At 42.0% G+C, this 26,779-nt stretch carries 29 protein-coding genes; 1 reads left to right on the plus strand and 28 read right to left on the minus strand.

Annotated features, from left to right (window positions below; all coding sequences use genetic code 11):
* Positions 1 to 27: 27 nt before the first annotated feature.
* The 19 genes from AC3WTL_RS18235 to AC3WTL_RS18325 all read right to left on the minus strand — a co-directional run bounded on the left by AC3WTL_RS18235 (position 28) and on the right by AC3WTL_RS18325 (position 17,977).
* Positions 28 to 549, minus strand: a complete 522-nt coding sequence (locus AC3WTL_RS18235) for a YpoC family protein (RefSeq protein ID WP_222497913.1) — start codon at positions 547 to 549, stop codon at positions 28 to 30.
* Positions 546 to 1,202, minus strand: coding sequence for an endonuclease III (gene nth, locus AC3WTL_RS18240; RefSeq protein ID WP_197213738.1), 657 nt, complete (start codon positions 1,200 to 1,202; stop codon positions 546 to 548). The genes AC3WTL_RS18235 and nth overlap by 4 nt, the downstream gene beginning before the upstream one ends.
* Before the next feature lie 51 nt (positions 1,203 to 1,253).
* Entirely contained in the window at positions 1,254 to 1,964 is a 711-nt protein-coding gene (locus AC3WTL_RS18245; RefSeq protein ID WP_492369847.1) for a DnaD domain protein, read from the minus strand.
* 178 nt (positions 1,965 to 2,142) lie between these two features.
* Positions 2,143 to 3,435: an asparagine--tRNA ligase gene (asnS, locus tag AC3WTL_RS18250; protein ID WP_156185103.1), complete on the minus strand. Its 1,293-nt coding sequence runs from the start codon at positions 3,433 to 3,435 to the stop codon at positions 2,143 to 2,145.
* A 166-nt stretch (positions 3,436 to 3,601) separates the two neighbouring features.
* Positions 3,602 to 4,786: a pyridoxal phosphate-dependent aminotransferase gene (locus tag AC3WTL_RS18255; protein WP_135148260.1), complete on the minus strand. Its 1,185-nt coding sequence runs from the start codon at positions 4,784 to 4,786 to the stop codon at positions 3,602 to 3,604.
* A 57-nt stretch (positions 4,787 to 4,843) separates the two neighbouring features.
* Positions 4,844 to 5,317: a cell wall elongation regulator TseB-like domain-containing protein gene (locus tag AC3WTL_RS18260; RefSeq protein WP_197247644.1), complete on the minus strand. Its 474-nt coding sequence runs from the start codon at positions 5,315 to 5,317 to the stop codon at positions 4,844 to 4,846.
* 15 nt (positions 5,318 to 5,332) lie between these two features.
* Positions 5,333 to 5,503 (minus strand): YpmA family protein, encoded by a 171-nt coding sequence (locus AC3WTL_RS18265; RefSeq protein WP_009332715.1) that lies wholly within the window; start codon positions 5,501 to 5,503, stop codon positions 5,333 to 5,335.
* Between the two features lie 303 nt (positions 5,504 to 5,806).
* Entirely contained in the window at positions 5,807 to 6,655 is an 849-nt protein-coding gene (locus tag AC3WTL_RS18270) for a ComEC/Rec2 family competence protein (RefSeq protein WP_222497908.1), read from the minus strand.
* Between the two features lie 402 nt (positions 6,656 to 7,057).
* Positions 7,058 to 9,859: an ATP-dependent DNA helicase DinG gene (dinG, locus tag AC3WTL_RS18275; protein ID WP_492369848.1), complete on the minus strand. Its 2,802-nt coding sequence runs from the start codon at positions 9,857 to 9,859 to the stop codon at positions 7,058 to 7,060.
* 168 nt (positions 9,860 to 10,027) lie between these two features.
* Positions 10,028 to 10,411 (minus strand): aspartate 1-decarboxylase, encoded by a 384-nt coding sequence (gene panD / locus AC3WTL_RS18280; RefSeq protein WP_048008317.1) that lies wholly within the window; start codon positions 10,409 to 10,411, stop codon positions 10,028 to 10,030.
* A gap of 14 nt (positions 10,412 to 10,425) precedes the next feature.
* The gene (panC, locus tag AC3WTL_RS18285) at positions 10,426 to 11,283 is read right to left on the minus strand and encodes a pantoate--beta-alanine ligase (RefSeq protein WP_492369849.1); all 858 of its coding nucleotides are present in this window, start codon (positions 11,281 to 11,283) and stop codon (positions 10,426 to 10,428) included.
* Positions 11,280 to 12,116 carry a 3-methyl-2-oxobutanoate hydroxymethyltransferase gene (gene panB, locus AC3WTL_RS18290; protein ID WP_048008315.1) on the minus strand — a complete coding sequence of 279 codons (837 nt, stop codon included), beginning with the start codon at positions 12,114 to 12,116 and terminating at the stop codon, positions 11,280 to 11,282. The genes panC and panB overlap by 4 nt, the downstream gene beginning before the upstream one ends.
* A gap of 267 nt (positions 12,117 to 12,383) precedes the next feature.
* Complete coding sequence (locus tag AC3WTL_RS18295) at positions 12,384 to 13,367, minus strand: biotin--[acetyl-CoA-carboxylase] ligase (protein WP_163141875.1); 984 nt, start codon at positions 13,365 to 13,367, stop codon at positions 12,384 to 12,386.
* Complete coding sequence (locus tag AC3WTL_RS18300) at positions 13,340 to 14,548, minus strand: CCA tRNA nucleotidyltransferase (protein ID WP_222497902.1); 1,209 nt, start codon at positions 14,546 to 14,548, stop codon at positions 13,340 to 13,342. The genes AC3WTL_RS18295 and AC3WTL_RS18300 overlap by 28 nt, the downstream gene beginning before the upstream one ends.
* Positions 14,548 to 15,690: an N-acetyl-alpha-D-glucosaminyl L-malate synthase BshA gene (gene bshA / locus AC3WTL_RS18305; protein ID WP_492369850.1), complete on the minus strand. Its 1,143-nt coding sequence runs from the start codon at positions 15,688 to 15,690 to the stop codon at positions 14,548 to 14,550. Before bshA ends, AC3WTL_RS18300 begins: the two co-directional genes overlap by 1 nt.
* Positions 15,687 to 16,403, minus strand: coding sequence for a bacillithiol biosynthesis deacetylase BshB1 (gene bshB1, locus AC3WTL_RS18310; RefSeq protein ID WP_222497900.1), 717 nt, complete (start codon positions 16,401 to 16,403; stop codon positions 15,687 to 15,689). The genes bshA and bshB1 overlap by 4 nt, the downstream gene beginning before the upstream one ends.
* On the minus strand, positions 16,390 to 16,812 hold the full coding sequence (mgsA, locus tag AC3WTL_RS18315) for a methylglyoxal synthase (RefSeq protein ID WP_048008310.1): 423 nt from the start codon (positions 16,810 to 16,812) through the stop codon (positions 16,390 to 16,392). The genes bshB1 and mgsA overlap by 14 nt, the downstream gene beginning before the upstream one ends.
* 14 nt (positions 16,813 to 16,826) lie before the next feature.
* Positions 16,827 to 17,630 (minus strand): 4-hydroxy-tetrahydrodipicolinate reductase, encoded by an 804-nt coding sequence (dapB, locus tag AC3WTL_RS18320; protein WP_197247632.1) that lies wholly within the window; start codon positions 17,628 to 17,630, stop codon positions 16,827 to 16,829.
* A gap of 14 nt (positions 17,631 to 17,644) precedes the next feature.
* Positions 17,645 to 17,977, minus strand: coding sequence for a nucleotide pyrophosphohydrolase (locus tag AC3WTL_RS18325; protein ID WP_048008308.1), 333 nt, complete (start codon positions 17,975 to 17,977; stop codon positions 17,645 to 17,647).
* Positions 17,978 to 18,191: 214 nt separating this feature from the next.
* Between AC3WTL_RS18325 and AC3WTL_RS18330 the strand changes: the two genes are divergently transcribed.
* Complete coding sequence (locus AC3WTL_RS18330; protein ID WP_048008307.1) at positions 18,192 to 19,064, plus strand: YitT family protein; 873 nt, start codon at positions 18,192 to 18,194, stop codon at positions 19,062 to 19,064.
* Between the two features lie 63 nt (positions 19,065 to 19,127).
* Here the strand turns inward: AC3WTL_RS18330 and AC3WTL_RS18335 are convergent, their stop codons facing one another.
* The 9 genes from AC3WTL_RS18335 to AC3WTL_RS18375 form a co-directional block, all read right to left on the minus strand.
* Complete coding sequence (locus tag AC3WTL_RS18335; protein WP_048008306.1) at positions 19,128 to 19,808, minus strand: zinc metallopeptidase; 681 nt, start codon at positions 19,806 to 19,808, stop codon at positions 19,128 to 19,130.
* Between the two features lie 422 nt (positions 19,809 to 20,230).
* Positions 20,231 to 21,007: a sporulation protein YpjB gene (gene ypjB, locus AC3WTL_RS18340; RefSeq protein ID WP_048008305.1), complete on the minus strand. Its 777-nt coding sequence runs from the start codon at positions 21,005 to 21,007 to the stop codon at positions 20,231 to 20,233.
* A 432-nt stretch (positions 21,008 to 21,439) separates the two neighbouring features.
* On the minus strand, positions 21,440 to 22,036 hold the full coding sequence (gene lhaT, locus AC3WTL_RS18345) for a lipoprotein heptaprenylglyceryl N-acetyltransferase LhaT (protein WP_048008304.1): 597 nt from the start codon (positions 22,034 to 22,036) through the stop codon (positions 21,440 to 21,442).
* A 121-nt stretch (positions 22,037 to 22,157) separates the two neighbouring features.
* Positions 22,158 to 22,925 carry a menaquinol-cytochrome c reductase cytochrome b/c subunit gene (locus tag AC3WTL_RS18350; protein ID WP_048008303.1) on the minus strand — a complete coding sequence of 256 codons (768 nt, stop codon included), beginning with the start codon at positions 22,923 to 22,925 and terminating at the stop codon, positions 22,158 to 22,160.
* A 43-nt stretch (positions 22,926 to 22,968) separates the two neighbouring features.
* Positions 22,969 to 23,643, minus strand: coding sequence for a menaquinol-cytochrome c reductase cytochrome b subunit (qcrB, locus tag AC3WTL_RS18355; protein WP_035330156.1), 675 nt, complete (start codon positions 23,641 to 23,643; stop codon positions 22,969 to 22,971).
* A 3-nt stretch (positions 23,644 to 23,646) separates the two neighbouring features.
* Complete coding sequence (locus tag AC3WTL_RS18360; RefSeq protein WP_048008301.1) at positions 23,647 to 24,153, minus strand: Rieske (2Fe-2S) protein; 507 nt, start codon at positions 24,151 to 24,153, stop codon at positions 23,647 to 23,649.
* Between the two features lie 149 nt (positions 24,154 to 24,302).
* Positions 24,303 to 24,767 carry a YpiF family protein gene (locus AC3WTL_RS18365; RefSeq protein WP_492369851.1) on the minus strand — a complete coding sequence of 155 codons (465 nt, stop codon included), beginning with the start codon at positions 24,765 to 24,767 and terminating at the stop codon, positions 24,303 to 24,305.
* A gap of 113 nt (positions 24,768 to 24,880) precedes the next feature.
* On the minus strand, positions 24,881 to 25,426 hold the full coding sequence (locus AC3WTL_RS18370) for a ReoY family proteolytic degradation factor (RefSeq protein WP_492369852.1): 546 nt from the start codon (positions 25,424 to 25,426) through the stop codon (positions 24,881 to 24,883).
* A 73-nt stretch (positions 25,427 to 25,499) separates the two neighbouring features.
* Positions 25,500 to 26,762 (minus strand): tetratricopeptide repeat protein, encoded by a 1,263-nt coding sequence (locus AC3WTL_RS18375; protein WP_492369853.1) that lies wholly within the window; start codon positions 26,760 to 26,762, stop codon positions 25,500 to 25,502.
* Positions 26,763 to 26,779: the final 17 nt, after the last annotated feature.

Raw genomic sequence — 26,779 nt, forward strand, 5'->3', positions numbered from 1 at the left:
ATAAAAAAGCGCTGATTCAGTTTTGAATCAGCGCTTTTTCTTCATTTTTTCTAATGCCAGCATCCTCATATATTGCTTCTCCATTTCAGCTATAAGTTCAGACAGCTGTATGTAAGAATGATAAAAAGCCGGACGTGCAAAAATGAAATCCAGCCGTTCTTTACTATTCACTGGCTTTATTGACAACTCTCCGGGATCGGACAAAAGGTTTACCGGCTTCCCGTTTGTCCAATAGAGCATCTGTAAAAACAATCCCAAAGATACTTTCATCGGATCTAAAGCAGCTTTCCGGTCCCGGTTTGTGAAGTGCATACCAAGGAGATTCTTCTGTCCTGCCCACTCATCAAACAAAACCGGAATATAATTAGCATTGTTTTCCCAGGGTCTTACTGCAGGGATACCTGCATAAAAAGCCGCTTCGTATAAAAAGGGCGGCAGGGGCTGGAAAGCGAAAAGAGATTCTTGTTTTACAGCCAATGAATCACCCCTTTTATAAAACAGGGAATGGCATAATTGTTCTTTAACAGGTATGACGATTTCTCCGGTCATTTTGCCTGCTTCACCTTCATTCTTTTTTTGCCTTCCCGGCATAAATCGAGCAGCGGGCATATTTCACATTGAGGTTTTTGTGCTTTACAGTGATATCTTCCAAAAAAGATCATACGATGATGTGTAACTGACCATTCATCCATCGGCACTTTCTTCATCAATGCCTTTTCAACTTCCAGTACAGAGTCCTTCCAGCGGCAGAAACCAAGCCTTTTGCTGACTCGTTCAACATGAGTATCAACCGCAATGGCAGGCACCCCAAAAGCCACTGAGACAACGACATTAGCTGTTTTGCGGCCTACTCCGGGAAGCTTTGTCAACTCGTCTCTGTCTCGCGGCACTACTCCTCCGTATTCATCGAGAAGCAATTTGCATAGTTTTTGGATATTCTTGGCTTTGTTTCGATAAAGACCAATGGAGCGGATATCCTCCTGCAACTCCTCTATGGAAACATTAAGGTAATCCTCGGGGGTTTTATACTTTTGGAACAGGTTCCTTGTCACTTTGTTAACCAGTGCATCAGTACATTGTGCAGACAGTGCCACTGCTATGACCAGTTCAAACGGGTTGGAATGATTCAATTCGCAATGTGCCTCCGGGAACATTTCTCCCATTGCATCAAGGCAGTGTCTAATTTGTGTTTTATTTAACAATGAAATCACCAACTTACTATCTTCATTATTTTTTCGGGCAGCAGTGCCTGCTTACTGTTCAAGCCAATTATAAAAGGGAACAGATTTCGTTGTCTGTGACGGAGTTTCCTCCCTCTTTGTCCTTTGCTGTGCTTGATTCTGCCTGAATTTTTCCCCATAGCTTTTAGCCTGTTCAATCGTTTTTATGCCGTTCTTTTTCCATTCAAAAAGGATCCTGTCTATATATCTGAAATTCAGTTTACCGGACAGGACAGATTCTCTTAAGGCAGCTTTTATAATATGGGGATCATGGTGGTCATCATCCATCCAAAGAGCAAGTGTTTCACATTCAAAAGGTGAAAGCGGCCTGCCAAACTCCCTTTCAAAGCAGGTATAAAGATCTGTTTCCTCCTGCTGCATCTTAGCAGCTTCCTCTTTTTTACCGCTGAGCAGAAACTGATCAATGAGCTTCTCCCAAAGCGGATCAAGATGGTAACTTTCATATCTGATTCCATCGGCAGAGTAGCTATCTTTAATATCAATAAAGCCTTTTTGGATTAATTTTCTTAGCATTTCTGTACATTCAGCCACAGAAATGGTCATTCGGGAAGATAATTCTACAGGGGTGGGAAATTTATTTCCATGTTCAATATAGGAAATTACATGAAGTATCAGGACGAGTTCATGCTCATTCAAATTCATTTCTTTATATTGTGAAAGCAAGACTCCAGGTATTGAAATATTACCTTCCTGCAGCCATTTTAATAAACTATTTTTAGACATTCGGGACACCTCCTTCTCAGTATATCATGAACATAGTGACCAAAGTGAGTTGAAAAAACGGTAACTTTTCCATGAAGATTCAGCTTGACTGCCTTCTTCTGAATGTTCTAACGAAACTGGAATAAGCAAAAAATCCGCGGGAGGCGGATTTTTGCTTAATTTATTCATTCACTTTTTATTATGGATATAGGCGGTTTAATAATCGAGGGAATGGAATTGTTTCACGTACATGCTCGACGCCGCTGATCCAGGCAACTGTTCTTTCAAGCCCAAGGCCAAATCCGGAATGAGGCACTGAACCATATTGGCGAAGCTCCAAGTACCACTTGTAAGCATCCAAATCTAATTTATGTTCATCAATGCGCTGCTTAAGCAGGTCATAATCATGTATCCGCTCAGAGCCGCCGATGATTTCTCCATATCCTTCAGGTGCAATCAAGTCGGCACATAGTACAACATCTTCTCTTGAAGGATCCGGCTGCATATAGAAAGGCTTCAGTGAAGTTGGATAGTGCGTGATAAAGACTGGCTTATCATAGCTTTCTGCAATTGCAGTCTCATGCGGTGCTCCAAAGTCGTCCCCCCACTGAATATCATCGAAGCCCTTTTCCTGAAGAAACTTAATAGCTTCATCATACGTTATGCGAGGGAATGGAGCTGTAATTTTTTCAAGCTTCTCTGTATCACGGCCAAGTGTTTTAAGTTCAATTGAACAATTCTTAAGTACGGACTGAACAATATGAGCAACATATTCTTCCTGAACTTTTAAGTTTTCATCAAATTCGCAGAAAGCCATTTCAGGTTCAATCATCCAAAATTCGATTAAATGACGGCGGGTTTTCGATTTTTCAGCACGGAAAGTCGGGCCGAATGAAAATACTCTTCCAAGAGCCATCGCAGCTGCTTCCATATAAAGCTGGCCGCTTTGGGATAAATAAGCATCTTCATCAAAATACTTGGTCGCAAAAAGCTCGGACGTTCCTTCCGGTGCGCTGCCCGTCAGAATTGGCGGGTCAACCTTGGAAAACCCTTGCTCATTGAAAAACTCATAAGTTGCCCGGATAATTTCATTTCTGATTTTCATGACTGCATGCTGACGGCGGGACCGAAGCCACAAGTGGCGATTATCCATAAGGAATTCAGTTCCATGCTCTTTTGGCGTAATAGGATAATCAACAGCCTGATGAAGAACTTCAAGGCCTGTAACCAGCATTTCAAATCCGAAAGGAGAACGCTCGTCCTTCTGGATTCTGCCCGTCACATATACGGAAGATTCCTGAGTGACTGATTTAGCACCTTGGAAGATTTCCTCCGGCACTTCCGCTTTTACTACAACACCTTGAATAAATCCTGTACCATCGCGCAGCTGCAAAAACGCAATCTTCCCGCTTGAACGCTTGTTGGCAATCCAAGCACCAATAGTAACTTCCTGGTCAACATATTTATGAACTTGAGAAATTGTTGTTTTTATCAATTTAAGTTCCCTCCAAAAAAATCTAAGCAATCACTTCTTATGTATCGCTATATATTATACCTTCAAGCACATTGACAAGCAATAACAGTAAATTAGTAAACGCTCTAATTAGGCTGAAAACATAGAAGGAAGCCGGATACGATCCGGCTTTCCCGTTTTACTATTATTTTAAGTTCTTTTCAACAAATCCGTGCATCCGTTCCACTGCCTTTTCTAATAACTCAAGAGAAGTTGCATAGGATAAACGGATATTATCCGGAGCGCCAAAACCTGATCCAGGAATGACTGCAACCATCGCTTCCTCCAGAAGAGCCTCCACAAATTCATCGACACTCGCAAATCCGGTCAATTCTGCTGCCTTTTTTACATTAGGAAACAGATAAAATGCACCTTGTGGCTTTACACAGGTAAAGCCCGGAATGCTGATTAATTTATCATAGATAACGTTTAGTCGATGTTCGAATGCTTCTCTCATTTCTTCCAGTGTATCCTGCGGCCCGGCATATGCAGCGATTGAGCCATATTGTGCTGTTGTTGTCGGGTTGGATGTACTGTGGCTGGCAAGGTTGGTCATGGCTTTGATAATACTTTTATTGCCTGCAGCATATCCAATTCTCCAGCCTGTCATAGAATGAGATTTAGATACCCCGTTAATTATAATGGTTTGTTCCTTAAGCTCAGGTGAAAGCTCAGCAATTGAAGTATGCTGATGGCTGCCATAAACCAGTTTTTCATAAATTTCATCAGAAACAATCAGAACATTATGCTTTAAACATACCTCTCCAAGCTCCTTTAATTCCTCTGCAGAATAAAGCATGCCTGTCGGGTTGCTTGGAGAGTTGATAATAACAGCCTTGGTTTTATCAGTTATGCTTTTGGCCAGCTGTTCCGGAGTGATTTTAAAGCCATTTTCTTCTCTTCCCTCTGCATAAACAGGAACACCCCCGGCTAGTTTAACCTGTTCAGGATAGCTGACCCAATATGGAATTGGGATAATGACTTCATCCCCTTCATTCAGCAAGACCTGGAACAGTGTATATAAGCCATGCTTTGCCCCATTGGTTACGATGATTTGTGAAGCATCATATTCAAGTCCCTGATCTTTTTTAAACTTGTTTGCGATTTCTTTCTTTAATGCTGGAAGCCCTGCCGATGGTGTATATTTTGTATGACCCTCATTCATTGATTTCACGGCAGCATCAATGATATGCTGTGGCGTATTAAAGTCCGGCTCGCCTGCTCCCAATCCGATAACATCATGTCCCTGGGCCTTTAGCTCTTTTGCTTTAGCAGTGATTGCCAGAGTTGTTGATGGTGTTAATGCTTTTACTCTTTGTGCCAATTGAATCTCCATTGCTTGCTTCCTCCCGATTTTCTCCTGCATTGTGGCGGTGAATGCCTTAGGCTACAGGTTTTCAATTTTTTTCAGCCATTCCCCTGTTTTAAAATCTATATAGTAATAATTTATTAAATTACTGCCGGAACGGTAATGAATTTCCCATAATGGAATATTTTTCTCCATTCCCAGCCGAACAGACACGATCTCAGCAGCATTTTTCTCTTGCTTGAGCCTGTTAATGGCTTCATTTTTGGAAATTCCATCAGATTGCTTCAGTGAGACGATTTTTCCCTTTTTTTCCGGAACCCAGACATATATGCTTGTACCATCATGGTCTTTGCCTTCAATCACATAGAAGGTCTCTGTTCCATGATATAAATTGAAATCTTCAGCTTCAGAAAGATCCGTTTCCTGTTTTGCAATCTCAACTGCCTTTGATTCTGCTGCCCTCACTGGCTTCGTGCTGTTTAAGTAAATGAAAGAGCCTGCTCCAATGCTTATGACAAGCAGAATAATGATACCCCATAAAATTTTTTTCATGTCTCAATCACTCTTTTATGTACGATAAATCGTGAAAATCGCTTTATTTTGGTCTTCCTGATCAAGCGCCAAACCGAACATCAAGTCTTTTTCTTTTAACGTTCTATTCAGTGCATCAACAATTTTATACAGATCCGGGCTTTGCTGGATCTTCACCGTAGATAAAACCTCAATTTTGCTTTCCATTCTGGAATTCCTCCTCAGCCTCTACAATATTTGTAACTTATATACCCAACCGTTAAGGTTAAACTAATTTTACAAAGAAATAATTCTCAGTAACAGTATAACAGCAGAAATGATCAACTGGTATTAAAACAATACAAATTTTCTTCTGGTTCACCACGTCATGCTGCGCCATAAGCGCAGCTTTTTCGTTTCCTGCCTTTTCAAAAGGCAGGAACTTAGCTGAATTACATTAATTAGCCGCCAAAAATTAATTGTCTTCACAAAATCTTCCCTGGGAATTTTTCATGAAGGTTCATTTTCTGTTTATTTGAACTCCTCATCCGGGAAAATCGTGAATAGCTCATAATTAACGTCTGTAAATTTGATGGTGACCGTACCGTGCTTTCTTGTATAATATACATCAACCCAGGCATCATTTAACAGCCGAAACAGATCTGAATCATGTTTTATGGATGGTCTATAAAAAAGAATAGCGATCTGGGGATCCAGATGTTTAATCATCTCTTCTGATATAGAGCCATTCCCTCCAAACGCAGGAAGTTTAACAATATTAACATTTGATAACTCTTTTTTCATTAGAAATTCTTTGGCTTCCGGACTTGTCGAGTTCATAAACAATACCCGATGTCTTTTGAATATAAAAGAAATATCCGTTCCTTCACCCAGGTCACTGCCTTCGTATAAAACTTCTGCATGTAATCCCGGAAAAAGCTGCTGCTTCGCATTTTGTTTCCAGGCATGACAATAGAGATCACTTATTCCTTTTTCAGACTTCAGTTCTGAAAGGGCAGATTCATTCGCTATAATTTCCCTTACCCCAAAGTTTTTAATAAGCCATTTAAGGCTAGCCTTATTATATAATTCTTCATCTGTCAGGATGACTGCTGAAATCTGATTAACGCCATATAATTCAAGAAGCTTTCTTAATTCACCCTCAGTTCCCTGCCCACCGGTGTTAATGAGGATTTTTTCGTCATTTCCATGATGAATTAAGGCAGACTCGCCATCCGATAGAGAAAAAAACGTAATAGCCAGTTCATCACTTTTTAGTTTTAGGTCAATGCTTTCCACTTTAACAGGAACTGCCGGTGAATCTTTCGGTATGTAATACCAATTCGCAAACAGCAGCATAAAGGCGAACAGCACGTTCATCTTTCCATCCTCCTACATTGAAACAAAAGCAGACTGAGGGTTTATTTAAAAGGCTCTTTTCAAAGATTGTTGTTTTTGGTTAATGAATTTAGCCCGTTGATTTCCGCTCCAGGCACGCAGCGAACCCGCGGGGAGGAATGCGAGCCTCCTCCCGCAGGACATTGAATAAGCTTCCTAGATTGAACACCGCACGAAGGAAATGCGTCAGCATTTTCGAGGATCAAGTGTCCACAGCGAAGATCAACTCAGCAAATCAACAAAGTTATGAAAAAGCTACATATCACAAATAGCCATTTAAAATTAAAACCCAACAAATTTATAATGTGTTAATCATCTAAATTTATCCTGCATTACAGACCTTTGTTCATCATAAAGGAATGAAAGTGAAAATACACAAAACGTTTATAGCCAATTTTTTATCAAATCAACAATTTCTTCAATATGGCTTTTCTCGACAGGAATGGGCGGAATGGAATCCAGGAATGCTTTCCCATATCTTGCGGTGATGATTCTCCGGTCAAATATCACGATGACTCCCCTGTCGGAACTTGTTCTGATTAATCTCCCTACACCCTGCTTAAAGCGGATAATTGCCTCGGGCAATGAGTATTCGGAAAACGGGTTTTTTCCTTTATTGGCAATTTGCTCATTTTTTGCCTGTGCCATTGGTTCATCAGGCGGTGAAAAAGGCAGTCTTACAATAACAAGACAGGAAAGATCCTCACCCGGGATATCCACACCTTCCCAAAAGCTGCTTGTCCCTAAGAGGATGGCTTTATCAAAACGCTGGAAATTTCTCGTTAGCCTTGACCTGCTCCCGCTTGTCACACCCTGGGCGATGATAGCATAGTCCTCCAGAAATCCTGATTCCTTAATAAGCTCATGGGTTTTCCTTAACATTTCATGCGAAGTGAAAAGAATCAGCATTCTTCCCTTTGCTGCTTCCGCAATGGAAATAATATGCTCGGTTATGGAGGCCACATACTCCTCGAGCGGTACTGCATTAACTTCAGGCAAATCATCAGAAACCACTAGTTTAACCTGATTCTGATAATCAAAAGGAGATTGAATCTGCTTTAGAGTGCATTGCTGTTCCTCCAGACCTAATTCTTTTACGATAAAACTAAAGGAATTTTTTACAGATAAAGTGGCAGATGTAATGACCGCACTTTCCTTTCGGCTGAAGAATTGATCTTTAAGGTATTCAGAAACCGATACTGGCTGTGCATAAACCGTTGTGGCATTTTGTGCTGCGCGTGTATCCATTTCTACCCATACAACAAATTCGGAGGCCGGCAAATGAAAGATATGCTCTAAGTCTTCTTTCATATCCCGCAAATCATCCAAAATAGAAGCCACTTCCTCCATTAATGCCTTTTCCTCAAGAGACAGGACCGATTTAATTGCTGAAACTGCGCATACACGACTGTCTATTGCCTGGATTAAATCCTTAAGCATAAATCCAAAACGTTCGGCACCCGCTAATACAGCCTTCGTTTCCTTATTGGCAGTATTATTATTAAATCTTACTGAAATTCGATTTACGCTTTTTTTGGCTTTATTGTACTTCTTAGCATAAATCGCTATTATTCTGAACAATTCATCCATTTCATGAAGAATATCAGCTATTAATTGGTTGACTTCAAAAGAATGCATGAAATCATCCCGTGTCCCTGCTTTCTCTTCCACCAGCTTCTCAAGCTTATAATAGAGCTGTTTCTGTTCCATCATTCCAATTTGTCCAAGCATCAGCCGCACTGATAAATAATCCAGCTTGTTTCCGAAATGTTTCCCGGAAGCCTTAACAAAATGATGCCCTTCATCGATCACCACATGGCTGAATTCCGGCAAAATAGCAGTACTTGCTGTAAGATCCGTTAATAGCAGTGAATGATTCGTAATAATGATATCTGCCTTTTGTGCTTCCTTTCTTGCCCTCAAATAAAAATCTCTCGATATCCACGACTTATCCTGCAAAAAAGCTGTTTCATCATTCTTTATTCTGCTCCAGTAAATCATCCCGCCGCTTGACAGGTTTAATTCATCAATATCACCAGTGTCAGTCTCCAGAAGCCATACAAGAATCTGCATTTTGCTGAGGATTGTATCATAATTATCTTCATCATCTCTTAGTGTTTGAACGAACCTCGCGAGGCTGATATAGTGGCTTCTCCCCTTCAGCAATACAGTACTAAGCGGGAATGACAGCATTTTTTGCAGCAGAGGAACATCCTTTGAAAGCAGCTGCTCCTGCAGCTGTGTTGTATATGTACTGATAATGACAGTTCTGCCGCTCTCCTTTGCATGTAAAGCCGCCGGAACAAGGTATGCCAGGGATTTACCAACACCAGTTCCTGCCTCTATTAATGCATGCTGTTTATTTTTGAAGGCTTCATAAACCGAATCCATCATGATAAACTGGCCTTGCCTTTTTTCATAGGACGGGAAAGCTTTAACGAACAACGCCTGTTTTTCCTCTTCACGGAAAGGAAAGGCCTGAAGTCCGGATCCTGCAGATTCCTGTGGTTCTGTTCCTTTTTTTAAAGCAATACCTCTGTGAACTTCAATGTCATCTGCCAATTGCTCAATCTTGCTTTCATTAATTAAAATGTGCTCGTCCAATAATATATCCAGATCACTTTTTAAGCCTCCAGACAACTTATGCAGCCGTTCTATGGTGGTATGAGGAAGGTTATTAAGCTTGTTTAACAATATTAACAGGAGCTCAGCGGTAACATATGCATCGCTGTCAGCCTGATGGGGGCGTTCATGATCAAGGCCTTCCCTGAGTGCGAGATCCGATAATTTGTAGCTATCTGCAGTGGGAAAAAGAATTCTGGCCATCTCCACTGTATCAAGAACAGGACCGTAAAACCCGTTATATCCCGCTTCAATCAATTCTTCCTGTAAAAAGGACAAATCAAATAAAACATTGTGAGCCACAAAATAGGCACCCTCGAGCAAAGTTAGGACTTTAGGGGCAATCTCCGAGAAAAGCGGGGCATTCTCTACCATTTCATCTGACAAACCTGTCAGTTCTTCTATGAAAGGGGGAATCGATTGCTCCGGGTTTATAAGGGAGGAATATTGCTCTGTAATTATTCCGTTTTCGATCACCACAGCAGCGAATTGTATAATTTTATCGCCTTTTTTCGGGGCGTTACCGGTTGTTTCCAAATCCACTACAACATATTTATTACCCATGGCTAACACCTCTATATTCAGTCATTCAAAAGGTATCATAAAAACGGAAAAAGAAAAAGGCAAATCCTTTTTCTCTTTATTTTCTTCCACCTGCTTAGGTCCCTTATTCACTGACTATTATAAAAAAGAGCCGAAGCTCCTTAAGAGTTCCGCTCTAGTTAAAATACATTATAGCACTGTACTTTCAGGCTCTGCATGTATCATGTCAGCGATGCGATTGCTGCTGTCCATTATGGCTACCTTTGGTTCATGATAAGGCACCTTGTCATCCGGAACAAGAGCATAAGAAATGATAATGACAATATCGCCTTCCTGAACAAGACGTGCAGCTGCACCATTCACGCAGATTACTCCGCTGCCTCTTTCCCCTGGGATAATATAGGTTTCAAATCTAGCACCATTGTTATTATTAACGATTTGAACCTTTTCATTAGGTGCCATTCCTACCGCCTCAATAATGTCCGTATCAATTGTGATGCTGCCAACATAATTCAGATTGGCTTCTGTTACTGTTGCACGATGGATCTTTCCATTCATCATGGTGCGAAACATGCTGCCTTCCTCCCTTAGCTTTCTTTTTTCACTGATATTATTGCGTTATCTATTAAACGGGCCTTTTTGAATTTAACGGCCATAGCGATAATGATTTTCTCTTCCAAACAGGAAAGCTGTTTAAGATCTGGATAGGATAGAATCTCAATATAATCTATTTCTCCGCTTGTGTTTTTTTCAATAAATTCCCTGATTCTCCGGAGAATCCTCGCTGGATCGTATTCCCCTTCAGCTATTAGAGTCTCCGCCATTATAAGACTTTTATAGAGAGCAGATGCCTGATCGCGTTCTGCCGGCAGAAGATGCACGTTCCGTGAGCTCTTAGCAAGACCATCTTCTTCCCTGACGGTCTGAACAGGGATAATCTCCACTGGAATATTAAGATCTCTTACAAGCCCGTCAACGACAGCCACCTGCTGGGCATCCTTCATCCCAAAATACACTTTATCCGGCTGAACAATGTTGAACAGTTTTATCAGAACTGTGGCAACACCATCAAAATGGCCGGGCCGTGATTTTCCGCATAAAACATCTGTCCGCTCCTGTACCTTAGCCGTTACCGACAGTGCTGCAGGATACATATCTTCTGCTGAAGGAAAAAAAAGATAATCGCAGCCCTCTTTCTCTGCAAGGCTGCTGTCACGCTCTAAATCCCTTGGGTATGTCGCTAAATCTTCTTTAGGTCCAAATTGCAGCGGATTGACAAAGATGCTGACCACTGTAACATCGTTTTCTTTCCTGGCATTCTGTAATAACGAAAGATGGCCTTCATGCAAATAGCCCATTGTGGGGACAAACCCGATTGTTTTTCCTTCCCTCTTAAGCTGTAAAGCAATCCTTTGCATTTCTCTTATATCAGTAATCGTTCTCATGCTTTTCCTCCATACAGACTCAGCAGCTCTTCCTCTTTCATCCTGAAAGAATGGGAATCATCAGGAAATGCTCCATTCTTCACTTCATCGGAATATTTAGTAAGGCTGTCGCCGATAATCGGATTCAGATTTTCATACTGTTTCACGAACTTTGGAACACGATCTACACCGTATCCTAATACATCATGGTACACAAGGACCTGTCCATCTGTATCCTTGCCGGCCCCGATTCCAATGACTGGAATCGTTAATTCTTCCGTGATCTGCCTTGCCAGCTGTTTTGGAACACACTCAAGGACAAGAGCAAAGGCTCCGGCTCTCTCACATTCCCTGGCATCATCAATCAGCTTTCTGGCTGCTTCAGCGTTTTTCCCCTGGACCTTATAGCCTCCAAGGACCCCCACGGATTGTGGTGTCAGGCCGAGATGGGCAACAACAGGAATGCCTGCTTTTGTTAACGCACCAATTTGTTGTGCAACTTCATCACCGCCTTCAAGCTTAACAGCATGTGCACCTGTCTCCTGAATGAGCCTTGCCCCATTTAACAGTGTATCTTTTACGGACAAATGATAGCTCATAAACGGCATGTCAATCACAATGAATGTATGTTGTGCCCCTCGTTTAACAGCTTTTCCGTGATGAATCATATCCTCCATCGTAACAGGAACGGTTGAATCATAGCCCAGCACTACCATCCCAAGCGAATCCCCAACAAGTATCATGTCCACATTGGCTTTTTCAGCCTGTTTGGCAGCAGGGAAATCATAGGCGGTCAGCATGACAATTTTCTCATCATTTTCCTTCATTTTTAAAAAGTCTGTTGTTTGCTTCATCATTCGTCCTCCTTATGCAGGAAGAGGCAATAAAACTATAATGAGTTATAAAAACAGAACATTAAAAAAATCCTTCTGTCGGCAGAAGGATTTTACATTAGCTCATATATCAGTTCATCCCTCTGTCCCGGTCCATTTTTTGGATCTAGGCAGATATATTATATTTGCGTTTCCTTAAGAAAGGTGCAGTTCTGTTAAGGATACTGCCCATAAAAAGTATATCAAAAAGGCAATTGAGTTGGCTATAAAAAATTTCAGGCCGGCATTCTATACATCCAGCTCAATGTCTGCAGAATATACGTGATGGACTTTCCCGCTGCTGTCTTCAATCATCAGGACCCCATCCTCGGTTATTCCAAGGGCCTTGCCATATATGCTTCCGGTAATCGTCCTTGCAGTAAGATTTTTGCCAATGCTGACCGCATAACTTTCCCATAAAAGCTTAATCGGATAAAAGCCCTTCTCTAAATAAAGTTTATACAGACTTTCCAGTTTGCCAAGCAGGATCTTAATCAGCTCAGCTCTTGAAAGTTTTTCGCCTTTTTCAATGGATAATGAAGTGGCAATTTCTTTAAGTTCATCGGGATAATCATCAAGCTGCTGGTTAACATTGATGCCAATTCCTATGATAATAGAAATAATCCGGTCCGCATCCGCCTGCAGTTCTGTCAGAATTCCTGTAACCTTCTTCCCGTTCATCAAAATATCATTTGGCCATTTAATTTGCGGTGTTAAATCGGTCAGCTCTTCAATTGCCTGTACAACAGCCACTGCTGTAATCAGCGTAAGCTGCGGAGCTTTCGGAGGTGGAATGTTCGGTCTTAGAATAACACTCATCCATATGCCTGTTGATTTTGGGGAGTGCCATCTCCTGTCCATTCTCCCCCTGCCTGAAAGCTGTTCTTCCGCAATGACCACCGTTCCTTCCTGCGCACCCTCGTATGCAAGGCGATGGGCAATCTTCTGAGTTGAATCAACACTCTCTTCATGATGGATCTGGCGTCCAAGGGTTTCAGTCTGCAAACCAAGCCTGATTTCATCAGGGGTAACTTTTTCAGGTGTTTTTGTTATCCGATAACCTTTTCTTCTGACCGCTTCCAATTCAAAGCCTTCTTTCCTCAGCTCTTCAATATGCTTCCATACAGCCGTTCTTGAACATCCAATCAGGTCAGCTAAATACTGGCCTGAAAGAAATTCCTCATTGCTTTTCGTAAAAGCATCAATCAATTTGTTCCTGATTTCTGATTGCACTTTATGAGCCACTCCCTTATGGATTCATCACTATTACTCACTTCGCCGCGCAAGACTCCTTTTTCGGTTTTTTCAAGCTCCGCTTTAATCCAGGGACCAGGAGGTTTGCCAAACCAATCCATCAGCTGATCTCCAGTAAGCTGAAGGTCGCTTCTTTCTTTAATCGGCAGAGAATTATATTGACTCAGCAGGCTGTCTGTTCCCCTGCTTGAGTCCTCATGCAAGATTACGTTGCGGACCCGTTCCGCATTCAGGGACTTGTCCCCTGCCTGATAAAGGGAATAGGCCTCCCACTGGTTTTCGGCCCTGTACCGGATCCAGCTGATAATCGACACTATCTTTTTTGTTCTCTTTACAGGCAGTTTCCAGTTCTTCAGAAAAGCTTCAGCCTGTGACTCGTCCAACTTAAAGATATACGCAAGAAAGGCCCACATTTCATCTCCTGTCAGATCTGCTGCATTATAATTTTCTGCTTCTTTTAATTCCTGTTGGAAGCCTGACATTTTTGGCAGATAATTAGACAATCCTGTTTCCGCAATGACCTTAAGAGCTTTCATCCTGCCGGTTCCCGCTAATAGCTTTTCGAACTCTGCCAGCTTTCTTTCCACTGCTATGTTTTCAAGTAAATGTGACAGGGATGCCAAAGCATCATATGTGTTTTTATCAATCTCAAATGCCAGCTGGCTGAAAAAGCGGACTGCTCTCATCATTCGAAGGGCATCTTCAGTAAATCTCTCTGCCGGGTTGCCTACAGTGCAAATTTTTTTCCCCTCTATAGCGCCCCTGCCGTTAAAAGGATCGATTAGCAGCCCTTCTTTATCCATGGCAATCGCGTTCATCGTAAAATCTCTTCTTTTCAAATCCTCTTCCAGTGATCTGATAAATTGCACTTCTGAAGGCCGCCGAAAATCCAGGTATTCAGCCTCTGTTCGGAAGGTTGTAATTTCATAGGGTATGCCATGATATAGAACCACCACAGTGCCATGTTCAATACCCACATCAAGTGTTCTCGAGAATATGGTTTTTACTTCTTCCGGGGTAGCCGAAGTAGCAATATCGACGTCTGCAATTTCTTTTCCAAGTATATAATCCCTGACAGAGCCTCCTACAAAATAGGCCTCAAAACCTGCAGCCTCTAACTTCTCGAGCACAGGAACTGCCTTTGCAAAAGCTTCATTCATCAAAGGTCACCTTTTTCCAAAAGTTCATAATAAAACTCTTCATATTGAATGACAATGCGGCCGGCACTGAACCTGTCTTTTGCAAGCGAAATCGATTGTGAAGAAAACCTGTCAAGCATTTTCTCATCAGTAAGCAATTTAATTGCTTTTAGCGAGATATCAGTTATATCACCCAATGTGCAAATATAGCCGGTCTCACCATCGCTGATTACTTCGGGAATTCCACCGACATCTGTACCGATGCATGGCACTCCGCATGCCATTGCCTCAAGAGCAACAAGTCCAAAGCTTTCCTTTTCCGATAATAAAAGCATTAAATCACTGATGCTGTAAAGCTCCTCCACATTGTCCTGCTTTCCCAAAAACAAAACCTTGTCTTTAAGCTTCAGGTCATTCACCAGTCTGCATATAACGCTCATTTCCGGTCCATCTCCTACTAACAGCAGCTTCGAAGGAACTTCTGCAGAAATTTTTGCAAAGGCCTTCACAACATCCGGCACCCGCTTTACACTGCGAAAATTAGATACATGGATGATCACCTTTTCACCAGCGTTTATGCCATATTCTTCTTTTAGATAAAGAGAATCGGTTTTCCTGTATATTCTTTCATCTATAAAGTTATAAACAGCTCTTATGGACTTATCAGGTTTGATCAGGTCATAAGTTTGTGATATTAAAGCTTTGGAAACAGCTGTAACTCCATCAGACTTTTCGATTCCAAAACGTATCGCATCTGTAAGGGATGGGTCGTACCCGAGAACTGTAATATCTGTTCCATGAAGGGTGGTAACAATCTTAATGTCTGTACCGCTCATCTGCTTTGCCAGAATCGCGCAGACTGCATGAGGAATCGCATAATGCACATGCAGCAGATCAAGTCCCTCGCGTTTTATCACTTCCGCCATTTTACTTGCCAGCGCGATATCGTAAGGAGCATATTGAAATACGGAGTATTGATTGACATCCACCTGATGATAAAAAATATTGGGGTACATCCTTTTCAGTCTAAAAGGGAGGCTTGATGAAATAAAATGTATTTCATGGCCTTTTTCGGCAAGCATCTTCCCTAATTCTGTTGCTACAACACCTGAACCTCCCACCGTGGGATAGCAGGTGATACCTATTTTTAATTTTTTTCTCATATTTCTCCACCGAATATATCCATATTTACCAGTAAGGGATTCTTCACTTTAAAGCCCTCTGCATATTGCACCCCTGCCTGTTTTCCAAATAAGCTTTCCCTCGCTGCAACAGTTTCAATATAACCGTTGACAAGCGGTGTATCAAATGAACCTGGGCTTCTTGTAAATTGACTTTGATAGGACTCGAGACCTGCAATTTTTTTATCCATAAATGAAGAGATATCGATCAGGAAGTCAGGCTTATGGAAGCCGTTTATCATGTAAAAGTGCAGGCTTTTCACCTTATGCGGAGCAAAATTGCCGCCTGTTTCATATTTCTTGATTCCGGCTGAAAAGACGGCTTCTTCCACCAGGCGGGCACAATGCCCGTGGTCTGGATGCCTGTCCTCCATATATGGCGCAAACACAAGGGCAGGTCTATATTTGCGGATCATTTCAGCGATCTTTTTTATGTATTCCTGGTTATAAAATAAGCCCCTGTCAGGCAGATTAAGAGTCTCACGGATACTAACCCCCAGAATGCCTGCTGCTTTCATCGATTCTTCTATACGGATTTCAACTGTCCCATTGGAAGAAAGCTCTGCCCGTGTTAAGTCGCATATTCCAATCTTTTTTCCGATAGAGGCAAATTTGGCAATTGTGCCGCCCATGCCGATTTCAACATCATCAGCATGCGCGCCAAATGCCAGTATATCAAGGTTATCCGGGTTCATTCATGTCACCTTTTTCACTTACGATATTTCTCCAAGATAAATCATTGCGTTCAAGGCCTTTAATAATAATTTCAGCTGTGCCCATATTGGTCGCGAGCGGCACAGCATATACGTCACAGAGACGCACCAAAGCTGAGACATCCGGCTCATGGGGCTGAACAGTCAGAGGATCTCTGAAGAAAAATACAACATCCATTTTATTGTTGGCAATTAAAGCACCAATTTCCTGGTCCCCGCCAAGAGGTCCTGACTGAAAACGGTGAATGGAAAGGCCAGATTCTTTCATGATGCGGGAACCGGTCGTTCCGGTAGCATAAAGGGTATGTTCGGCAAGAATGGATTTATAGGCGATCGCAAATCTTACAATATCATCCTTTTTCTTATCATGGGCTATTAAGGCAATATTCATGTCGGCACCCCTCTCTAATCAATAATATTTTCGAGACCGTAAACGAGTGTATCAATTTTCAAAACCGTATCAACAGCAAGTTTTACTCCTGACATAAAAGAAGCTCTATTATATGAGTCATGACGGATCGTCAATGTCTGGCCCTCAGAGCCGAACATTACCTGCTGATGAGCAATCAGGCCAGGCAGGCGTACAGAATGTATATGCATGCCATCGAAATTTGCGCCTCTGGCACCAGGAATCGTTTCCTTCTCCTCCGGGTGCCCCTGCTCCTTTTTCGTTCTTACATCAGCAATCATCTCCGCTGTTTTAACTGCAGTACCAGATGGAGCATCCAATTTCTGGTCATGGTGCAGCTCAATAATTTCCACATCATTAAAATATCTTCCTGCCAATTGGGAGAATTTCATCATTAGTACAGCACCAAGTGCAAAGTTTGGGGCAATAATGCAGCCAATGCCTTTTTCATGGCAAAGTTCTTCAAGCTCTTTCAGATTATCCTTCGAAAAGCCTGTTGTTCCAACAACTGGCCTTACACCATATTCCAGGGCAGTTTTTGTATGGAACATTCCTACTTCCGGAGTTGTCAAATCGATCAGAACGTCGGGACTTAGCTCCTGAAAGGCTAGGGCCAGATCTGTGTATACCGGAACATGGCCAAATTGTGAGAAGCCTTCAAAATCGCTAAGAAAGCCACCGCCATTTTTATGGTCGATCACAGCAGCTAACTCATAGTTCTCTGTTCGATTAACAAGATGGACGGCTTCGCTTCCCATCCTCCCCCGCGGTCCCGCAATAATAACTTTAACTTTATCCATTGTCCTCTCTCCTTCTACTCTTCAATTCTTGTCCATCTGTCTTTATCGCGTGTGCTGAATTTTTCCATGACGCGATTGTGCGCTTCTTCTAAGTCAATATTTAAGGAATTAGCAAAGCATATTAGAACAAAGAGCATATCTCCAAGCTCTTCCTCGATAGCCTTTTCTTCCTCTGTGGATTTTTTTGGTTTTTCACCATAGTGATGGTTTACTTCCCTGGATAGTTCCCCAAGTTCCTCGGTCATCCTTGCAAGCATCGCCAATGGGCTGAAATAACCTTCTTTAAATTGGCTTATGTATTTGTCAACGTCTGTTTGCATTTCTTTCATTGTTTTTGGATTCTCCATACTTTCACCTCTGTTTCTATTACATGTTTTATATACGAGATTTCCACTTTTCATGTTAAGCTATAGCTCAGCCATTTTACAAATATTTTTTATCATTGCTTATAGATGATCAGTCAGCCGCTTCTTGTCCTTTGATGTTATTGCTCTTATAATCTGTATCTTATATAATTAGATACGCTTTGGTATTGTGATATTCAGGCAGCGGAGGGATAATATGTTTTATGGATTAAAATTTAAGAATATTTTTTTCATTTTGCTAGGTTCGGCCATTTTTTCTTGGGGCCTTGTTCACTTTAATATGCAAAATAACTTGGCCGAAGGCGGTTTCACCGGTATTACCCTGCTTTTATACTTCCTTTTCGAGTGGGACCCTTCCTATACTAACCTTCTGCTAAATATACCTCTTTTCTTTATTGGATGGAAACTTCTGGGCAGGTATGTTTTTCTTTATACCATCATCGGAACGGTCGGTGTGTCCCTATTCCTATGGATTTTTCAGCGGTACCAGATTGAAATGCCATTAAAAGAGGATCTGACTCTTGCTTCCTTATTCGCGGGTGTTTTTATCGGGATCGGCCTTGGCACAATTTTCCGGTTTGGAGGCACAACAGGCGGAGTTGATATAATTGCCAGACTTGTACATAAATATGCCGGAGTCAGCATGGGAAAGACAATGTTCATTTTTGACTTTTTTGTGATTGCCCTTTCATTAATTACATATTTGAACTACAGGGAAGCCATGTATACCCTGGTTGCTGTTTTTGTGGGTGCAAAAGTAATAGATTTCATGCAGGAAGGGGCTTATGCAGCAAGGGGGGCCATGATCATATCAGAACAAAACGATGCAATTGCCGATAAAATCATGAAAGAAATGGATCGAGGCGTTACAGTATTAAAAGGCCATGGTTCCTTCACCAAAAAAGAGCGGGAAGTATTATATTGTGTTGTCGGCCGAAATGAAATTGTCCGTTTAAAAAATGCGATTACTTCTGTTGATCCCCATGCATTTGTTTCTGTCACAGCTGTACATGATGTGCTGGGGGAAGGCTTTACTTTGGATGAAAATAAAAAGCCGGTTGAACGCTAAAAATTAATGTGATGTCCCAGGGACATCACTTTTTTTCATTAAAAAAGCCGGCATTGCCGGCTTTTACTCAGATCTGGTCATTCCTGTGTAAATAAGAATTAAACGCAGCAATTCCAGCACAGCCACGGCTGCTGCCGCCACATATGTCAAAGCAGCTGCATTTAAAACTTTCTTAGTCTCTCTTTCTTCATCGTTTCTGATAATTCCAAGGGATACTACCTGATCCATCGCACGATTGGAAGCATTGAACTCTACCGGAAGTGTGATCACCTGAAAAACCACTGCAGCTGCCATGAAGATAATTCCAAGCAGCACCATACCGCTCAACCCAGCAAAAAAACCGATCATGATCAGAATCCAGGAGAAGTTGGAACCAAGATTCGCAACAGGTACGAGTGCATGGCGGAAACGCAGAAAAGCGTAATCCTGATTATCCTGAATAGCATGGCCAACTTCATGGGCTGCAATTGCAGCAGCAGCCACAGAATGGCCATGATAATTTGTTGCTGAAAGTCTGACTGTCTTGGATCGCGGATCATAGTGATCTGTTAGATGCCCCCTTGTTTCTTCAACGCCAACTTTATATAGACCATTCTCATCCAGAATTCTTCTGGCTACTTCAGCACCCCTCATTTGAGTGGATGAAGGAACTTTTGAATATTTGCTGTAAGCTCCCTTTACTTTCATTTGTGCCCAAAGCGGAACAAGAATAATTATTGCAAAATAAATGAGATATCCTCCCATTCTGTTACCTCCCATTAAGCTGGTCATGGTGAATTTTAACCGCTGGCCTGCGAATGCCCAGCATACAAGTCACTCTGCCTATCTTTTCCCTTTTCTCTTCAATACAAAACGGGAAAAGACTCTCTTTTTTTGTAAGGCTCTTTTTGTATAAAATATTGTTTTTCGCCAACAATATCGGCCGTTGATTTCCGCTCCAGGCTGCTAAGCGAACCGCGGGGCGGGCGGTGTGTCTCCTCGACGCTCCGCGTCTGCGAGGTCTCACCTGTCCCGCTACTCCCGCAGGACGTTAAATAAGCACCCTTGAGTAAACACCGCACGAAGAAAATGCGAATGCATTTTCGAGGATCTCGCACCTTCCGCTCCAATCAACTCAGTAATAATATACAAAAAGCAATAAACCTTGCGAAAACAGCTCTTTGTATTTAGGATCGATTTTTTTGTCTTGCCCTGTCTCCCTTATATTTTCTCCATCCTACGTAAGATAATGTAATGATGATTATGCTCCCGGTTGAGATGATCACCCACCAGAGGGATGGATCCGTTTCATCCTCTGTCATTTCATCAAAGATCGTCTGCAGATCATTTTCCAATGCAGCAAGTTCCTGCTGGCTTGCCTGCTGGGAAAGCACCTGCGGCCGATAATGATCGATAAAATTTATGCGTGCGTTCAGTTTTTGTACCTTTTCTGCATCCACATCAATCTTCAGACTGGGATAAATAACCTCATATAAAGACAAAAAGGAATTCAAACGTGAATGGAAGTTCTCGTTATTGCCGCTGTAAGCCGCTTCCTTTACCTCACCAAACACTGACATGATCGGCTTCTCCATTTCAGTCCATAAAGGCTGATATTTGGAAGAAATCGCATCCATTACGAGGCGGAATTTTGTTGCATGATTCAGCCGTTCTTCATGGCTCATGGATGTATTTACCGCAGCTTGTACAGCATCATCATGAGAGACGGTAATAATCCGCAGTTCGTCCATTGTAAATGGCCTATCCTTGCCGTTTACAGCAACGAATTGCTCGGAAAAATACTCCAAAAGCTTCTTGGCATCCTCATACCTGTGAAGCTTAACCATCTGTAAGGCTTCATTAGATAATTGATCTAATTTATCTATTTTTGTTGTCTTATCTGCAGACACCATTCCAGGCAATAACATAATAATGAATAAGAATGCGATTACTTTTCGCCTCATCAAACTTGTCCCCCCTCAAATTACTATTAGATAAATATGAAAAGAGGGACAAGGTTAGACCAGAAAATAATTTGGGGAGCCAGGTTATTTCTTTAAAAAAGGCTCTTTTCGTATATAATGTTGTTTTTCATCTATCAATATTGCCCGTTGATTTCCGCTCCAGGCAGCTCAGCGAAACGCGGGGCAGGCGCTGAGCCTCCTCGACGCTCCGCGTCTGCCGGGGTCTCACCTGTCCCGTTACTCCCGCTGGACGTTGAATAGGCTCCCCCAAGAAACACCGCACGAAGAAAATGCGATAGCATTTTCGAGGATCTCGCACCTTCCGCTCCAATCAACCAGTAAATAAGATACAAAAAAGCAACAAACCTTGCGAAAACAGCCTAAAAAAAAGACCCAAAACACTCAATGGTTTGGATCAGGTGAATCAGAGCACTATTTCACTATATCCAGACTAAACCGATTCTTTCTTAGGACGAAGTAATACGCGGTTCCTAGTGAGAAAATGCTGAGCCAGAATGTAAAATAGCCGATTTGCGGTGTGTATAGATTTAAAATAGGATAGCGGGGTAGCATGAAAAAGACATAATCAATTACATCATTGTGTAAAGTCCAGATACCCGTAATAACTAGATGCCATGTTTTAAAGCGATAGAAAGGTGCGTAAAGAACACCCTGTACTGCCATTGCACCATGGGAGAAGATTAGCATGAGAGCAACAGGATCCAATTCACCTGTAACCTCAAATACCAGCAAATTCATAACTACGGCCCATATACCGTATTTAATAAGGGTTACAATTGCTAAAGCTTCCATCAATGGCCAATTTTTTCCCATTAGAAAGGCAATCAGCACAAACATAAAAAACAGGCTCGCTGTAGGGCTGTCGGGTACGAATGGCAAGAAAATAGCCGGTGTATCTACCAGCTGCCACTTATACCATATATATCCATAGATGGTGCCTGCGGTGTTAATAATCAGAAGCAGTATCAGCATAGCTCTGCTGCCTAATAAAGGATAGATCCATTTCATGTTTTTTCTCCTTTTCTCTATGTACACATTTATTTCATTATTTTACCACATCAAACTCCTGTAAAAAAACGAACAATTTTTGGGCAAAAAAAAGAAGCTGGCAAAGCCAGCTCCTTTTAAATTATTTGCTTTCAAGGCCAGAAATGAATTCAGCAAGCTTTTGAAGTTCTTCATCAGAGCCTTTGAACATTCCTGCAGGCATAGCGCCTTTACCGTTTTTAGCAATGTCAGCAACTTCTTCAGGTGTTAACCCAGTGTCAACAAGTGCAGGTGAACCTGCACCACCCTGAAGATCTCCTCCGTGGCAGGAAATACAGCCGTTTGCTTCAAAAATCTTGTAGCCTTCGTCTTCTTTATCAAACTCTACTTCAGCCACAATCTTACCTTGCTGTGCAGCCGCTTCCCAGTCATGGTGGGCAACTGATTCCCAAGTCAGATAAGTGATGCCGGCTAGAGCCAATAGCATAAAGCCGGTTGCTAAAGGACGCTTGGACGGACGGCGTTCAGGTCCGCGGTCAATGAATGGTGCAAGCAGCAATGCTCCGAATGCAAGACCCGGAATAATGAAAGCACCGATTGCATTATAAGGTCCGGATGCATAGCTGTATTTCAGAAGCTGGTACAAGAACAGGAAGTACCAGTCTGGCAGCGGAATATAAGCTGTATCACTTGGATCAGCAATTTTTTCTAACGGCGGCTCATGCGCAATTGTCAAGCATAGGAAACCGATGAGGAATACAGCCCCTACCATCCATTCCTTTAACAGGAAGTTTGGCCAGAATGCTTCTGTTTTTCCTGGATATTCCGAATAGTCTTTCGGAATATTCGGTTTGCGTTCTGCAGGAACACGAGAGTCACCTACGAATTTCATACCTTTACCACGATGCATTGGGCGATTTCCCCTCCTTTTGCAATGATCAAAAAATTATTTCTTACAACGGTCCTGAAATACCCTGCTTACGAATCATAATAAAGTGGGCAGCCATTAACCCGAATAATGCAGCCGGTAAGAAGAATACATGGATAGCAAAGAATCGGGTGATCGTCTGCGCGCCGACAATATCAGAATGTCCTGCAATAAGTATTTTCAGATATTCTCCAATCAGCGGAGTTGATTCTACGATCTGGATTGTTACTTTTGTAGCGAAAAGGGCTTTCATATCCCAAGGCAATAAGTAACCAGTCAGTCCAAGTGCAAGCATAATGAAGAAAATAAGCACTCCGACAACCCAGTTTAATTCACGGGGCTTCTTATAAGCTCCCTGGAAGAAAACACGTAACGTATGTAGGAACATCATTACGATTACCAAACTTGCTCCCCAGTGGTGCATTCCGCGGACAATCTGCCCGAATGCAACATGGTTTTGAAGATAATACACGGATTCCCATGCATTTTTGATATCCGGAACATAGTACATTGTCAGGAACATACCGGATAAGATTTGAATTACAGTAACGAAGAACGTCAGACCGCCAAAACAGTAAACGAATGCAGAGAAATGATGTGCAGGGTTTACATGCTCAGGCACTTCATGGTCAGCAATATCCCGCCAGATCGGCGTAATATCTAAACGCTCATCTACCCAATCATAAATTTTGTTTAACAATTATTACGCCTCCTTTCGCGGTTCAGCCTTGCCTAAATACAAGAAGCCATCTTTTTCTTTGTAAGGAAATACATCAAGTGATGCAACCGGCGGTGTACCTGGAACGTTTGTCCCATCCTTTGTATAAAGGCCGCCATGGCAAGGGCAATAGAAATGATCAGGGTTTGACTTGTCAGTATTCCAGTCAACTACGCACCCTAAATGCTTACATACTGGAGACAATGCAACAATTTCACCTTTATCATCCTTATAAACCCAAGCAGTGCCGGTAACTTCGGATGTGTACCATGCATCCTGCTGCTCGTAAGTGTAATCAACCCTTGTCGGCTTTTCGGTAATTTCAGCCACTTTTTGCTTTGTTGGAATAAAATCACTTTCACCAGCTGCCTGCAATACAGGATCAACCGCAAAACGGACCATCGGCATAAGCATGCCTGCTGCCATGAAACCGCCTACACCAGTAAGTGTATAGTTCAGGAATTGACGTCTAGAAACTCGATTTTTGCTCATACTTTTCCCCCCTCTATTATGAAGTTAAGTCCAACGGACAAAATTCAACACAATATAAAACTAGGACATAACAATGATATATCAATCTTTATGCAAGGTCAATATAATCCTTTGGCGAAACATGTAAATAGAGCGACTTAACATTCACACTATTCACCATTTTGCCACTTTTGCACAAAAAGATTCAGCAGCTGTTTCACCTGGTCATCCAGAATGGAATTCCGATAATTCTCATCCATATGCTCAAGAGGCAGGGATGGCAGCCAAATTAAGCCTCCTTGGAGCCGGTCTTCAAACGTTTTCCACATGCTGTCTGAAGTTAATAGGAAAATATGCTTAAATCCCTGTGCCTTCAATTCTGATTCCCATTGGCCCAGGCCGCTGATCATGCTCTCTACTGATGCCGGTTTCAGATAGGCATATCCAGGCAGCATGATAAGGCGTCCTCTGAATTGCCTTTCAAGCTGCACACTTAGAAGTGATATAAATTCTGTCATCGCTACAGACTGCTTGATATCATCGCCAAATGATACAGGAAGGAGCGGCAGAACAGCAGTGTCTACATATTGCTTTTCTTTTAAGAACATGTCGATATCCTGTGATATCCATTTCATATCATTCACTCCATTACATATATTTGCCTTCCTTAATATATCATTAATGCTTAGAATGCTTCAAATCAGAGAATGCAGGCAAAATAAAAGCCCTGCTTTTATAAAAGCAAGGCTTAAGTAGTTTCTAATCTATTCAGCTGCTGAGTTAGAACGTTAAAAGCTTTTTTATCCTGCTTATCCAATGCTTCATCAATGAGCTCAAGGAGTTTCTCTCTTCTGAACTTTTCCAGGCTTTCTGTCAGGAACCTTTCGGCGATCAGCCGATCCTTTTCGTTTACCTGAAGTGTCTTTGGCATAAAGGGATTTTCCTCCATGACCGCTGCATACTGATGAGCCTTATTTGAAGCATGGAAATTAAGCTGGATATAAATCTCTTCATCCCTGTTTAAGCGGATATCATGGAAGGACTTCTCCGCATCTGTGGTCATTACATTCTCTTTGTAAAAACGGAAAGGAACTTCATCCACACAATGGGTCGACATGATCAGGCCTCTTGGGCAATACTGTGCCTGCTCCACAAAATGCACCTTTTCCATAAGCTGGTCATGACTCATCAAATAATTGAGAATCCAAACACATTCTCTTCTTTTGAGCTGATAATGGTTTAAAAACCAGCGGATAAAATCTTTCTTCTCGTTGACAGATACAGGGGTCGCCATTTTTGATTCCCTCCTCTGCTTACAGACAAATTTGGTCTTACTGAAACTGCATTAAGGATAGACACTGCCTTTTTTAATCAAGTAAATCATCTGTGAGTCGCTGCAGCACATCCAGATATTCCTCATTGCCGGGCTCCAGTTCGGTTAATGTATTAAAAATTTCGGCAGCCTCTTCCCTTTTTCCTTCCTCTGTTAAAAAATATCCGTAATCTGAAAGAAAATCCGGCTGCTGTTTAAAGAAAGTATATGCAAGCTGATATTTGTTTAATGCCTCTGAATATTTCTCTATATGCTGAAAGGCAACGGCTGAATCCCATATAAGCTGGGGCTCTTCCAGCTCGTTCAGCATTTCAGTGATTTCGATTACATCTTCATATCTTTCCTGCTGGAGGAGAAGTTTATTTAAAAGAATGGCTGCCTGGACATATTCGGGATCCAGTGCAAGAGCCTGCCTGAACATATCTTCGGATTCTTTTTCATTGCCATTTTTCAAGGCAAGCTTCCCGCCATAGAAGAATAATTCTTTGTTAAATTCGTCCTGTTTTATGCCTTCCTTGACTGCTTCCAGGCCGTTGCCTGCTTCTTCCTCCCGCTCGTATGCCTGAGCAAGGTATAAATACAGTGAATGATACTCGGGATCCAGCTCCTTCAGTTCAGTCAATTTCTCAATGGCTGTACGGTTAAAGCCGGCTTGAAGCGCTGTAAAAGCATAACTGAAAAGGGTATTAATCTCCAGTTTGTCATCAAGCGCTTTTTCGTAGTATGGAAGGGCTTCTTCAAATGCTCCGCCTGCACTGAGTATATCCGCCAATCTCTGATTTACATTTATGCCTGCAATGATTTCCTCTTTCCTGAGAACATTTTCATAAATCCGCTTTGCTTCCAGGAACCGTCCCTGCTCTGCATAAAGTTCACCCATGGCAAAATCTACAATTATCTCATCAGGCAATATTTCTTTTGCTTTCAGGAGCTTTTGTTCGCTGACCTCAAATAGACCATCCATCTGATAAAGGTCTGCTAATAAGAGAAGCGACTGCGGAAAGCTCGGATCATGTTCATTTATTCTTTCAAGGACAAGGATGGCTTCCTCTTCATTTCCAAGATCAATATGTGTTTCAGCCAGCAGAACGAGCAGTTCTCCTTCTTCAGGATATGCTTCGAGAAGCCGTTCATATAAGGCTTTTGATTCCTCAAGGAACCCATACTGGAACAGTTCTTCTGCCAGCAGGAACCTTTCTTCATGGGAACCATCCAGCAGTATTTGCTGATAGCTCTCCAACGCTTCTTCATGATGACCGTTTTCTAAAAGAGTAATGATTTTATTTACTTTATCCATACTAAATTCCTTTCGAA

Source organism: Cytobacillus sp. EB106-05-05-XG126, assembly GCF_058791715.1.

Excerpts from the sequence above, each read along its gene's own strand:
- AC3WTL_RS18235 (WP_222497913.1), bottom strand. The coding sequence starts at position 549 with ATGACCGGAGAAATCGTCATACCTGTTAAAGAACAATTATGCCATTCC.
- AC3WTL_RS18245 (WP_492369847.1), bottom strand. The coding sequence starts at position 1,964 with ATGTCTAAAAATAGTTTATTAAAATGGCTGCAGGAAGGTAATATTTCA.
- AC3WTL_RS18260 (WP_197247644.1), bottom strand. The coding sequence starts at position 5,317 with ATGAAAAAAATTTTATGGGGTATCATTATTCTGCTTGTCATAAGCATT.
- AC3WTL_RS18265 (WP_009332715.1), bottom strand. The coding sequence starts at position 5,503 with ATGGAAAGCAAAATTGAGGTTTTATCTACGGTGAAGATCCAGCAAAGC.
- AC3WTL_RS18270 (WP_222497908.1), bottom strand. The coding sequence starts at position 6,655 with ATGAACGTGCTGTTCGCCTTTATGCTGCTGTTTGCGAATTGGTATTAC.
- dinG (WP_492369848.1), bottom strand. The coding sequence starts at position 9,859 with ATGGGTAATAAATATGTTGTAGTGGATTTGGAAACAACCGGTAACGCC.
- panD (WP_048008317.1), bottom strand. The coding sequence starts at position 10,411 with ATGTTTCGCACCATGATGAATGGAAAGATCCATCGTGCAACAGTAACA.
- panC (WP_492369849.1), bottom strand. The coding sequence starts at position 11,283 with ATGAGAACGATTACTGATATAAGAGAAATGCAAAGGATTGCTTTACAG.
- panB (WP_048008315.1), bottom strand. The coding sequence starts at position 12,116 with ATGAAGCAAACAACAGACTTTTTAAAAATGAAGGAAAATGATGAGAAA.
- AC3WTL_RS18300 (WP_222497902.1), bottom strand. The coding sequence starts at position 14,548 with ATGAATGAAGCTTTTGCAAAGGCAGTTCCTGTGCTCGAGAAGTTAGAG.
- bshA (WP_492369850.1), bottom strand. The coding sequence starts at position 15,690 with ATGAGAAAAAAATTAAAAATAGGTATCACCTGCTATCCCACGGTGGGA.
- bshB1 (WP_222497900.1), bottom strand. The coding sequence starts at position 16,403 with ATGAACCCGGATAACCTTGATATACTGGCATTTGGCGCGCATGCTGAT.
- mgsA (WP_048008310.1), bottom strand. The coding sequence starts at position 16,812 with ATGAATATTGCCTTAATAGCCCATGATAAGAAAAAGGATGATATTGTA.
- dapB (WP_197247632.1), bottom strand. The coding sequence starts at position 17,630 with ATGGATAAAGTTAAAGTTATTATTGCGGGACCGCGGGGGAGGATGGGA.
- AC3WTL_RS18325 (WP_048008308.1), bottom strand. The coding sequence starts at position 17,977 with ATGGAGAATCCAAAAACAATGAAAGAAATGCAAACAGACGTTGACAAA.
- AC3WTL_RS18330 (WP_048008307.1), top strand. The coding sequence starts at position 18,192 with ATGTTTTATGGATTAAAATTTAAGAATATTTTTTTCATTTTGCTAGGT.
- AC3WTL_RS18335 (WP_048008306.1), bottom strand. The coding sequence starts at position 19,808 with ATGGGAGGATATCTCATTTATTTTGCAATAATTATTCTTGTTCCGCTT.
- ypjB (WP_048008305.1), bottom strand. The coding sequence starts at position 21,007 with ATGAGGCGAAAAGTAATCGCATTCTTATTCATTATTATGTTATTGCCT.
- lhaT (WP_048008304.1), bottom strand. The coding sequence starts at position 22,036 with ATGAAATGGATCTATCCTTTATTAGGCAGCAGAGCTATGCTGATACTG.
- AC3WTL_RS18350 (WP_048008303.1), bottom strand. The coding sequence starts at position 22,925 with ATGCATCGTGGTAAAGGTATGAAATTCGTAGGTGACTCTCGTGTTCCT.
- AC3WTL_RS18360 (WP_048008301.1), bottom strand. The coding sequence starts at position 24,153 with ATGAGCAAAAATCGAGTTTCTAGACGTCAATTCCTGAACTATACACTT.
- AC3WTL_RS18365 (WP_492369851.1), bottom strand. The coding sequence starts at position 24,767 with ATGAAATGGATATCACAGGATATCGACATGTTCTTAAAAGAAAAGCAA.
- AC3WTL_RS18370 (WP_492369852.1), bottom strand. The coding sequence starts at position 25,426 with ATGGCGACCCCTGTATCTGTCAACGAGAAGAAAGATTTTATCCGCTGG.
- AC3WTL_RS18375 (WP_492369853.1), bottom strand. The coding sequence starts at position 26,762 with ATGGATAAAGTAAATAAAATCATTACTCTTTTAGAAAACGGTCATCAT.